The sequence below is a fragment of the Paraburkholderia saeva genome (genome assembly GCF_907164555.1).
GTDB lineage: Bacteria > Pseudomonadota > Gammaproteobacteria > Burkholderiales > Burkholderiaceae > Paraburkholderia > Paraburkholderia saeva.
This window is the reverse complement of sequence record NZ_CAJQZC010000005.1, coordinates 386,608-397,365: the sequence shown is the minus strand read 5'-3', so window position 1 is coordinate 397,365 and position 10,758 is coordinate 386,608. Positions and strand designations below refer to the sequence as shown.

The following is a 10,758-nucleotide window of genomic DNA, read 5'->3' as shown; positions in this document are numbered from 1 at the left end:
CGTGACGATGACTGACTCATCGTTACGCCCGGTTCAGTTGATGGCATATGTGCGGCTATGTGCGCGATTGCGGCAACGGCTCATCCGTGCACGCGATCGGCCTGTCAAGCAATGCCCGCGTAAGCATCACATGCTGGTCTGCAAACGCACGTGTGGTCAGATCTTTCTGCATGAATTCCTGTTGTGCGCGACGCATCTGTTCTGTCACGACACCGGGTTCGCGTACCAGAAACGCGGCCTGCTCGCGCATCGCCGTGGGATCATGGGCGGGCACATACCAGATGCTGCCCGGGCCAAAATATTCTTCGAGTCCGCCTGCTGCCGTAGCGATGACGGGCTTACCTGTTGCGACGGCCTCAAGGATGACGGTGATGCCCGAGACGTGATGATTCGGATGTAACGAAACAACGATGACGTCAGCCCATTCATACAGCGCGCGCTGGGCAGCGAGACCATGTGCCGGTGCGACGGTCACGTTGATGGCTTTCGAATGCCGCCAGATCTTTCGCCGTGTCGCGACTCGCACGCAATAGCGCGGATCGTTCTCGAAGGCCGTGATCAAGGTGTTCCAGTCGCGATCGCGATCGTTACCAATCGACGCAATACGCAACGGCTGGTGAGGACGCCAGTCGCCAATCGTCGTCAGCGGGAAATCCCGCGTGTCCAGCCCGTAGCGAACCACCGTTGCCTCGCGTCCCCAGTATTTCCGGGCGAGCGCGGCATTATCCGGGCTGTGGGTTGTGAGCACATCGGCACGGCCAAGCAGCCATCGGTAGAAAAGACGCCTGGGCGGACTCAGCGACTTCCAGATGTCGAGCAGCCACACACTCTGCGCAAGGAGAAGCGGTTCCCGGCTGCGCCTTGTCAGCAGCAACAAAAGTGCGACGGACAGATATTCGCGCTCTGTGTGCGTCCAGATCACGTCCGCGCTCGCAAGAGCGGCTCTATTGCGATAGGTGTGAATGAAGTCGAACCCGAGTAGCGATTTCAGGCTGCGTCGTACGAGGCGCAACAACCCGCCTTCCGGGTGGTCCCGCGAATAGGACAGCGCCATCGCGTCCGATTCGGCAAAGTGATATCCATAAAGACAGCCTGCATTTTCGCCTTTACGAAATTGCAGCGGATCCACCCCGTAATACAGATGCACGTGAATATTGACTGGATCCATCGACGCTCCGTCTTCTTCGCCACGCGGGCGATGCAGGTTGCGCCGGGCAACACGGAGTTGCAAGGCGCACGACATCGACCATCATAGAAAGATGCGCGCCGCCTGAAAGTTGGGAATGGCACACTGGAAGCGGAATTTGCGCCACGCACGTCGACGCCTGACACGCGCATCGATGCCGCGATCGACGCAAGGTCAAAACCGCCTGTACGACGAAGCAGGAATGGCCAGCAACGGAACGCGAAATGGAAAAGCGGGAAAATAGAACGAAGGCGGAGCGGTGAAGCAGAGGAAATAAAGCGCAGGGGTAACGCGGGACGCGGACAGCCAGAAACGCAAAAGCGGGACGCCCTTGTGAGGCGTCCCGCCCGCGATCAATCAATGACCGAAGAACACCGAGCCCGGGCCCGTTTGCTCGGCGCGGCTACCGGATTGCGACGTCGAAGCGTTGACACCACCGTAGGCGCTGTTCGAAGCCTGAGCGGCACGCTCAGCGGCAACGGTTTGCGAGCTCTGGCCTTGCTGCGAAGCCGGCGCGCCGACCGTCGGGTTGTAATGCGGCGCCGGGCCGTAACCACTTGCGAAGGCCGGAGCGGCGATTGCGGCAGAAGCGGCGATCAGAACTGCGACGAGTTTGCTCTTCATGATGACTCTCCAATAAACGTTGATTTTCGGTACGAAGCCGTTGCGGAAGGGTTTTTGTCTCGCCTGTCGCAACGTCGATGGAGGCAGTGTATACCCCTACTATCGGAAATTTGTATCGATAATTCGAATTTACTATTCTTCAAACGGGAACAATGCCCCGCCGCCTTGGAGGACAAGGGATGCAGCCGTTTCGACCCCGGTTCCGGGCAGGTTGGGCGCGTTTAAACCCGCACGCACGTCATGGAGAAGCCGCGTCATCCGCTTGCTGTAAAATCGCGGTTTGATTCCTGCCGTCTGGCCGTTCCCATGTCTTCCTCCCACTCCCCGAGTCCCCGTCGCGTATCGGTTGCGCCGATGATGGACTGGACCGATCGCCACTGCCGCTCGTTTCATCGCATCCTGTCGCGCCACACGTGGCTCTATACGGAGATGGTGACGACGGGCGCGCTGATTCACGGCGACGTTGCGCGTCACCTCGCGTTCACGGCCGATGAAGCGCCCGTTGCGCTGCAACTCGGCGGCAGCGAGCCGGCCGACCTCGCGCACGCAGCGAAACTGGGCGAACAGTGGGGCTACGACGAAATCAATCTGAACTGCGGCTGCCCATCGGAGCGCGTGCAGCGTGGCGCGTTCGGCGCGTGTCTGATGAACGAGCCGCAACTGGTCGCCGACTGCGTGAAGGCAATGCGCGATGTCGTTTCGGTGCCGGTGACGGTGAAGCACCGCATCGGCGTCGACGCGGTCGAAGAATATGGATTCGTGCGCGACTTCGTCGGCACGATTGCCGATGCGGGCTGCGATGTCTTCATCGTGCACGCGCGCAATGCGATCCTCAAAGGATTGAGCCCGAAGGAGAATCGCGAGATTCCCCCGCTCAAATACGACTACGCATATCAGTTGAAGCGCGATTTTCCGCAGCTCGAAATCATCATCAACGGCGGCGTGAAAACGCTCGATGAAGTCGAGACCCATCTGCAGCATGTGGATGGCGTGATGCTCGGACGTGAGGCGTATCACAACCCGTATGTGCTCGCCGATGTCGATTCGCGCTTCTATGGTTCGCCGGAACCTGTGTTGAGTCGCGAAGCCGCCGAAGCGAAACTCATCGAATACTGCGCGGCTGAACTCGCGCGCGGCACGTTCCTCGGTGGCATTACGCGTCATGCGCTCGGACTGTATCGCGGTGTCGCGGGTGCGCGTGGATGGCGCCGTGTGCTGTCGGATAACAGGAAGCTTGCGCTCGGCGATCTCGCGATCTTCGATGAAGCGCGCACGCATCTGCGTGAGCCTGCCGAAATGTTTGAATAAAGGGCTAGGCAAACCGCATTCATGTTTGTATAATCTCGCTTCTTGATCGGCAAGCCAGTTCATGGCGAGCCACAAAGCAGTTCAAAGTTGTCTCAGTGGTGGCTGTAGCTCAGTTGGTAGAGTCCAGGATTGTGATTCCTGTTGTCGTGGGTTCGAGCCCCATCAGCCACCCCAAAAGAATCAAGCACTTAGCCCGGTCTCTATGACTGGGCTTTTTGCTTTCTGGAGTCCGTGTAACCGCTGTGTAACCGGATTCCATCAATCGCAGCTCGCACCGTTACCCGATGATGCACGGGAAGGTCGGAGAGGTCACACTGCCTGCATGACTCTTCTCTAACGTCGGAGAGGTCGCAGGGGCTATGCGACGGCAAATGAGATGGGATATGGCGCTTGACCGCGCGCGCAGGGCCTCTGGGCGTTAGGCGTAGCGTCAAGTCCTCATTTGCTGCTTGCGTCACTTCGGCGGCGCCTATCCGCCTCAATCAGGCTTCTGGCTCGCGCAAGCGATTCTTTACCTGCAGCTGTCACCATCGCATCGGGAACGTTCCGCAGCGCGTATAAGTAAACATACATGCACCGGCACTCGTCCTCCTCAAGCGGCCCGGTGATTTCGTCGGTGTAACCGTCGCCGGCTGTCATGAAGCCTTTTTCCTCGGCCCAGTTTCCGCGCACCGCATAGACGCGACCGTTACGCGCCTCGTGTTCAGGTATCCAGCAGCCCGACGTTCCGCCCCGCCAGCTCCATTCTGCAGCGATTGCCCCGCCCGTCGTGGCGGCTGCATTTCGCTCGTTAGCCAATTGCTGAAAAGGCGTGGGTGCCCCGGTCGCAATCGCGCTTCGCCGTGGTGAGGCATCCGACAGGGACTTGGCCGATTGCGCCTCGTGGTCGTCGCGAACAGTCGACTGCACCGGCTTTGCTCCGAACAGCTTTCGAAAGAGATTCATATCTGTCGTCAGTCGTCCAAGCCGGGGATAATCGCCTTGTATGCGCAGAAGCAACGCTTGCCATTGCAGTCCTGCAGCGGAAGCACAGGAGCGTCGTTGATTGGATACGATTTCGTCAGCTTCTTGACCTTCGCACAGGAGCCCTTGTCTTTGACAAAGGTTACCCGCACGGCCTCGATGCCGATGCCCTTCATGCGAATCAGTGCGTGCCGATTCCTCGCCAGGTTGGCACTGTGCGTACATGCCGCCTGAATAAACGTTGCAGGGTCCGCGCTGGGCGGGCTGGCAGAAACAAGGCAGTCTGCCAGAGAGATTCGCGCCGCCTCGGCTTCGGGACGCCCTTTTTTCCCTAGAAGCAAGTGCGCGTTGACCGGCGTGAATGGCGGACTGTTAGCTCGAATGGCGCTGATCATGGCCGGCACTGACTCGGGATTAAACAGGCCGGACGCGACCAGCTGAGACTCAATCAGTGCGAAGGCCTCCGCTTGCATCTGGCGTTCGGACTCGATGCGCTCAGAACTAGCCTTAACGGTCATTGCTTCTGCTCGCCGGTTAGGTTGCGGCTTTACGGCATCTACGACTGCAGTGTGCTTCCGCCCGAACAGTTTCCCGAGAATGCCCATCCCCCCGCTCCCCTATGAATGTTTTCTGGAGCTTAGCATTGACGTGCTGTGACTTGGAGAGCTTACTTTCCACTGCAGAGAGCGCAGCGAGTGCCCGTCTGCCTTACTTTGACGGAGACAGCTGCCGATTCCGGCGAATCGACCGCCCATTATGGCGCCAAGCAAATTGCCCGCCGAAAACCGTAAAGGCTAGGTCAAACTAAATCGCCCCAACTGCTCAGGAGTGCTCCGGCAGCACATCCCTATGGTTTGTTTCGAAATTATCCACGCCAGCAGTGGAAACTCACTGGAAACTGCCGCCGTGGAAACTGGCTCAAACAGTGGCAACCTCGCACCTGGCAACCGTCCAAACCGTGGCTACCTGAGTGGATACTGTCCGGTGGATACCAGCGTTTCGGTAGTAACCGCCTGGTACCACGCGATGGTAACCATCGGTTTCGCTGCGAACCTAACTGAGAACCTCGACGGTGCGAACCTGCTTTTTTGCCCGTCAGCCTGCAACCTGCAACTTGCCGTGCGTACCGCGCTGCGTACCTCGGCCATGCGTACCGTGCCTCAATGTATGCAATTCGCAAGCTATGCCGTAATGTTGCGCTCGGCGTTCGGATTTATCTGCGTACTTATCTGCGCGGAAATCGTTCCGAAATTCGCGACTGCATTAGCCCTTTCCCTTTGCCGTTCATGGCTTCCAGCCAATCTGGCCGTTTAGAAACTGCGCGGAAAAATGCGAACTAATTTGCGGAAAAATTCGGCGTTTTCCACCCGCGAAAATCGTCTTCGATAGAATCTGGAGAGCGAACAAAGACCAAGAGGGGACCATGACGAATCGTTTGTGGATTGCTGCACTGCTGACGGTGCCAACGCTGTCGTTCGCCCAAGGGATGCCAGAGAACTGCCGTGCGCCAATGGCAAATTTCATGGAGTTGTCAGCTATACCGCAGCTGCTCCACATCGCTTCGGACGGCCCGAAAATCATGGGAATCGTTCCGACCGGCAATTCCCATGCACGCGAAATCGGTAATGGCCGCTACCGAATCGACTGCACGATTTCCGTTTCTTGGGACGACGGCCACGTCGACAGGAACTATCAATTCAGCGCATGGGAGAAACCGGACGGCGGCTATGACGGAAGTTATGGTCCCAGTCGAGCAGCTTCCGTGAACTCGTCCGTAAATGGGCGGCAGGCTAATCCGGCCACTGTCGAACAGCGAGTCGCTGCGGCCGTGACAGCGCATGGGAGTGACAGCATGATATGCAATCCATCGCGCAACAGATATGAGTGCGGTACGCCTGTGGTGAACATAGGAAAACTGGCCGCTGCCTTGCTATCAACCGCAGGCACGCAGGCGGCGTGGACAAACAGCGGTGGTCTGCCAGTGAAATGGACCAAGCAGAGCGATATACCAAGCCGTGACGGCATCCTAGTGTTCGAGAACGGCGCAATTGGCGATATTCATATCGCACCCAAAGGTGATGGCTTGACCCAGATAGGCATCGGCACAAACGATTGCACGTCAACTGATTCGAGCGTATGCACTGGCGATATTCGGCAAGCGCTCGAAAGCGCCGGGGTCACCGTGCAGCGCGTATGCCAGGGCGACTCCGGTCCGCAATATCAGGTATCGGGGCCGCGCGGTGCACCCGCCGTTATTACCTGGCGCGTTTCCGGGCCTGATATGACGAGGATGCGCGCTGCCACTACCTACATGGAGATTTTCCCCGGCATGACGACGGAAGAAGATGCCACCGCCGTTCACGGATGCAAGGAAGACATGGTGGGCATGTGAAGCCAGCGCCTCGCGCGCGCGGGACGGTCCTCCTATACAGGCGGCGCGTACCGGCCGCTTGGCCGTTGCTTTTGCTGTTACATCGGCTGTTACAGCGGGGCATGTGCTTGATTCCCCCTGATATTTTTTCAAACGTTGAGGGCTGGGCTTCCCTGCGATTCGAGACCAGCCTCGCGCGCGTGCGCGTACTGGTCGCATAATCCGGTTCGAGTGCGAGACACAAAAAAACCCCGAACTCGGCGGGGTTGTCATCGTTCAGAACTCGTCCAGCCGTTCCCGGCAGGCCCTAAGCATTGCATTCATGAGCTTGCGTGCTTCGGTCCACTCGCGGCCCCGCAGACCGTGCTTAACGGCGTTCTGTGAGGCGACGGCCTTGCCCGCGTCACTCCGTGGCCCGGTGGACTTCGCCCACGGCCGCCAGCGCCGGATTTTCGCGGACTGTTCTGCCCGTTGTTCCGGTGTCCAGTGTCGCGGCATGTTGCGCCTCCCTGTCGTCGGTTAATAGTTCGTTCGTCGCGACCGGCTTTTCTTCCGTGCGCGCATGCGCGTGCGTACTGGTCGCGTTGCCCTGCATCACGGGTCCGTTGTTCACCTGCTGATTGCCGCTCGTGATGTTCGCCTGCTTCACGAATGTCGCGACACGCGGGTTTTTCAGTTCGCCCAATACCCGCAGCGTGGACGCCGATTGCTGCTGCGCCTTCAGTGCCATCCGCATATATGCCTCGAGCCTCGGCATGGTGTCGCTGCGGAGCGAGCGGCGTGCGAACTCGTGAAAGATGGCTTCGCATGTGTGCGCCTGGGCTAACAGCATGGCTTCAGGCGTCGCCATGTCGCCGTCCTCCGTGACCTTCAGGAAACGTTCCGTGAGCGCGGAATTGACGTCGAGAAGGTGCAGTTCGGCGCCGCCCATCGTCGTCCCGACAATCTGCCGCTCCGTGATTGACGCCCGAAATGTCGGACTGCCCGCCAGCCGAGCAAATGCCTTGCCTTTGGATTCGCTTTCCTGCTGCTCGACGGTCATGTTGGCTTGCTTCCCAGGCGTCGCGCTCGCCGGCTTCTTCCTCGTCGCCATCAGTCGCTCCCCTTCGCCGTCGGCGCAGCGGCCTTGATACGCGGCTTACTCGGCGTCGTGAGAGGCGCGCCTCGCTCCGGGCGATAGCTTTCGGTGAAGGCGCACCGGAAGCAATGCGCTACGCCTGCACCGTCCGCCTCGATGGTCAGGCCCAGCGTCTTGTCACGCGGACCGCGACTGCAGGCTGGGCAGCTCAGGCGGTGACTGCCGATGTCGTAGGCGTCGAAATTAACCATGAGCGCCCCCGAACATGTCGCCTTGGCGCGGGTCAATCCGGCGCATTTTATTCAGCTTCGCGGCAGTCGCCTTGGCTTTATCCGCCCCCTTGCGGCGCTTGCTGGCGGCAGTCTTCACGTCGTCAATCCATGCGCGCGCGCCAGCGACAAACGCCGCCTCGCGTGCCTGGGCAGTCAGCCAGTAGACCGAAACCCACGTAATGCGGCCGTCGTTCGTGCCGGCTGCAATGTCGCGCCGTTCGATGGTCCAGCCGTACTTCGCTTCGAGGTAGTAAATGAAGGCGGCGGCGCGGGTCGTGGACTGCTCAAAGACTGCTTCCATGCCCGTGATAGCCTGCCCTTCCAGCAGCGCGGCCAGGACGCTCGCGGTGACGGTATTCTTGCGCGTGGGCAGTGTACCTGCGGTATGATTGCCGTGTCCCTCGGCGCTCGTTGACTTCGGTTGGCGGGCGTTTTCTTTTTCCATCGCCTTAGCCTTCCGCCAGCTTATCGAGAGCATCCGCCGGCCACATTAAGCGACCGTTCGGCATCTTCACCGGGCGCAGCGAGAAGTACGCGCCGGTCTGGCAGTAGCGTTTGCGGATAGACTGCGGGCGAATCGAGAGGAGCACGGCCAACTCTTCGGTCGTGATGGGCCGGCTCGATTGAACCGCCGCGAGTTGCTGCATGGTCATGCGTATCACCTTGCCTTTCGGCTCGAATTAAGGTGATACGGATTCTTTGCCTTACTTCGGCGTTGACCGATAGCAACGCGCTCTCACGCGCCGCCAGGCGTCTTAACGCGCCTTGTCACGCTTCACCGCGCGCCTCTGCGCGCCGCCAGCCCGGTCGCGAAGATTCTTTAGCGTGAATACGTCGGGGGCTCCCGTTTCCTGGTACACCTTTCCGCGATACTGCACACCTTCTGATGAGTAACCAATCAGGCAACCGAATTTCGGTGTCGCTTCCGCCAGCTTCACCAACTCATCCCAGACACTTCGCACGTTGCCATCGTTATTGCCGGCGTTCTCTTTGGCCTTGGCAATCTCGGCCGATAGTGGCGTCGAACGTTGACCTTTGGTCGAGTGCTGGACAATCCCGGTCGTGGTAGACACTGGAATAGAGGGTGCCTCGGCCACCGTTGCGTCGGGAAGTTGCGCGCTGCCCGCCAGCGCACGCAGCTCATCAGGCACGGTCCATTTCATAGTATTCACTGCCCATTCCGCGAACGTCGCCAGGTACACCTCACCATCTTTATCCCCGGTCAGGGTCGACAGTGTGCCGCCGGTTCCGGCGTGGCTTCGTGCAATGGAGAGTCTTTCTGCGATTTCGCGGGTAACGTCCCATCCGACAAAATCTAGTCCCAACAGGTGCGCGATGCCGTGCTGTATCGGGTTCAAGGTTGCCGCGCCTGGGTTGACGTTGCATGACAGGCATACTGCATCGGACAGACTCGCCTTAAGCATACGGTGCCATACGCTCCAATTCGGTTTGGTATGGGTCATGCCTTTTTTCGGCTTCGTCGCACCCGGCGCAGGGTCGGCAGTCGATGCGACTTCCCACGCGATGCAGCACTGGTCGAGATATGCCTTTGCGTCGGCGATGCGAAGGCAACCAACGGCCAGGCCTGCGTTATCGTAAATGTCGCTTGCCTCGATACCTGCCGGATTTATCAGCGAAAGCTCCTTGCGCTCAGCCTTCTGCCTGATTTGCTGAAGATGCTGAACATTGAAGAGACTCCAGCGTGACTGAGCAGCCTGCATCTCGTTGCTTGGCTTAAATTCCGGGCGCAAACCCCAATCAGGCCTGTTCGGAGCAGTGTCGAATGGTGCTCTCCATGCCTCAAACTGAGCCGTCGAACACGGTGCGGGCGGGTTGCTTCCGCAAATCTCGCGAATCAATCTCCAATCGTCTCCGGTCAGTGGTTCGATGTTCCACTTACCCGGGCCGTCAGGCGTTTCCTTCTCCAGGATTGCCAGTCTCTCGTCATCTGGAATTTCAACCAATGCAAAAGCGATTTCTCGCACTAGCCACTCGACATTTACTCTCGATGCGTTGGGCAATCTGACCGGACACGGCGCAAAGTCCGAGATGAGCGGCATAGGCGGAGTTTCCTTTTCCTCGGTAGGCCAGCATCGGGCCTCAATCGCAGCCATCCGAACATCTGCAACGGCCAGATATTGGTATTCGCGCACATCCATCCCGGCAACGGGGACGCCTTTCGGCTGGCTGGCGGGCAGCCCGTTGCTATGCCGGAAGGGAAGGCCCAGCGACTGAAGCCAGCGCGCCGCACTGAGGATTTGGCGGTAACGGTCCTCACCGGACGGCGGCACATCCGCGGTCAGGATGACCATTGCCCACGCCAGATGGTCGAGTCTGGCGAATTTCCGTTCGAGAGTATTCCTGGCCTGCTCGATGTCGGCAGCCGTGACCATCCCCTGCGCGGTATCGATTAGCCGCGCTTGTGCCGCCTGCAAGTAGGCTTCAGGCTCGGCGTCGTAACGCATCCGGGCGGCCCCCATGTCAACTCGCGACATTGTGAGCGTGTCGTACAGGGAGAGGTCGCCGTCGAAAACCGCGCTCAGTAGCTGGCGGTCGTATCGCACCATAACGAGGTCTCGCAGACGCCTGACGGGGTCTTTGTAGCTTTCCACATCGCCTGCGGCCATGAGCTGGATGGAGGCTTCGCCCGGGTCCATTTCGGGCGGGACAAGCCGATTAGTCAGCGTGATAGACAGGACTTCGAAATGCACAAAGTGATTGCTTGCGCTGTAGTTTTCCGAGATGTGCTCGTCTTTCAACAACTTTTCGAAAGAGACAGGTACCTTGTTCGATACAGCCCATGCGTCCAACTCGGCCACATTGAACATCGCACCGTTCGCGTACTCGATGACCGCTCGATAGCGGTTCTCATGCTTTGCAGCAGCGTCCATTCGCGCCCTTCATGCGCAACCCTCAAAATGGATGCCCCTGTCAGGCCGGTGAAGGTGTCCGGCTT

At 59.2% G+C, this 10,758-nt stretch carries 11 protein-coding genes and 1 tRNA gene; 4 read left to right on the top strand and 8 right to left on the bottom strand.

The genetic code is table 11. From position 1 onward, the window contains the following. Positions 1-55: 55 nt before the first annotated feature. Positions 56-1,168, bottom strand: a complete 1,113-nt coding sequence (locus LPA36_RS16195) for a glycosyltransferase (protein ID WP_228878462.1) — start codon at positions 1,166-1,168, stop codon at positions 56-58. 375 nt (positions 1,169-1,543) lie between these two features. After that, entirely contained in the window at positions 1,544-1,810 is a 267-nt protein-coding gene (locus LPA36_RS16190; protein ID WP_228878460.1) for a hypothetical protein, read from the bottom strand. Positions 1,811-2,116: 306 nt separating this feature from the next. Between LPA36_RS16190 and dusA the strand changes: the two genes are divergently transcribed. After that, positions 2,117-3,118 carry a tRNA dihydrouridine(20/20a) synthase DusA gene (gene dusA, locus LPA36_RS16185; RefSeq protein ID WP_228878457.1) on the top strand — a complete coding sequence of 334 codons (1,002 nt, stop codon included), beginning with the start codon at positions 2,117-2,119 and terminating at the stop codon, positions 3,116-3,118. 98 nt (positions 3,119-3,216) lie between these two features. Beyond that, a tRNA-His gene (locus LPA36_RS16180) sits at positions 3,217-3,292 on the top strand. Positions 3,293-3,556: 264 nt separating this feature from the next. Here LPA36_RS16180 and LPA36_RS16175 read toward each other — a convergent pair. Beyond that, positions 3,557-4,063, bottom strand: coding sequence for a hypothetical protein (locus LPA36_RS16175; RefSeq protein ID WP_228878454.1), 507 nt, complete (start codon positions 4,061-4,063; stop codon positions 3,557-3,559). Between the two features lie 8 nt (positions 4,064-4,071). Beyond that, entirely contained in the window at positions 4,072-4,599 is a 528-nt protein-coding gene (locus LPA36_RS16170) for a hypothetical protein (RefSeq protein WP_228878451.1), read from the bottom strand. Positions 4,600-5,065: 466 nt separating this feature from the next. Between LPA36_RS16170 and LPA36_RS16165 the strand changes: the two genes are divergently transcribed. Both LPA36_RS16165 and LPA36_RS16160 read left to right on the top strand, forming a co-directional pair. Next, positions 5,066-5,395, top strand: a complete 330-nt coding sequence (locus LPA36_RS16165) for a hypothetical protein (RefSeq protein WP_228878447.1) — start codon at positions 5,066-5,068, stop codon at positions 5,393-5,395. 109 nt (positions 5,396-5,504) lie between these two features. Continuing rightward, positions 5,505-6,473 carry a hypothetical protein gene (locus LPA36_RS16160; protein WP_228878445.1) on the top strand — a complete coding sequence of 323 codons (969 nt, stop codon included), beginning with the start codon at positions 5,505-5,507 and terminating at the stop codon, positions 6,471-6,473. 382 nt (positions 6,474-6,855) lie between these two features. Here the strand turns inward: LPA36_RS16160 and LPA36_RS16155 are convergent, their stop codons facing one another. From LPA36_RS16155 to LPA36_RS16140, 4 genes are all read right to left on the bottom strand, one after another. Continuing rightward, positions 6,856-7,545: a hypothetical protein gene (locus LPA36_RS16155; protein WP_228878444.1), complete on the bottom strand. Its 690-nt coding sequence runs from the start codon at positions 7,543-7,545 to the stop codon at positions 6,856-6,858. Positions 7,546-7,773: 228 nt separating this feature from the next. Next, positions 7,774-8,247, bottom strand: coding sequence for a helix-turn-helix domain-containing protein (locus LPA36_RS16150; protein ID WP_228878442.1), 474 nt, complete (start codon positions 8,245-8,247; stop codon positions 7,774-7,776). Positions 8,248-8,251: 4 nt separating this feature from the next. Then, positions 8,252-8,455 carry a DNA-binding protein gene (locus LPA36_RS16145; RefSeq protein WP_228878439.1) on the bottom strand — a complete coding sequence of 68 codons (204 nt, stop codon included), beginning with the start codon at positions 8,453-8,455 and terminating at the stop codon, positions 8,252-8,254. Between the two features lie 102 nt (positions 8,456-8,557). Further along, entirely contained in the window at positions 8,558-10,693 is a 2,136-nt protein-coding gene (locus tag LPA36_RS16140; RefSeq protein ID WP_228878438.1) for a hypothetical protein, read from the bottom strand. Positions 10,694-10,758 lie beyond the last annotated feature (65 nt).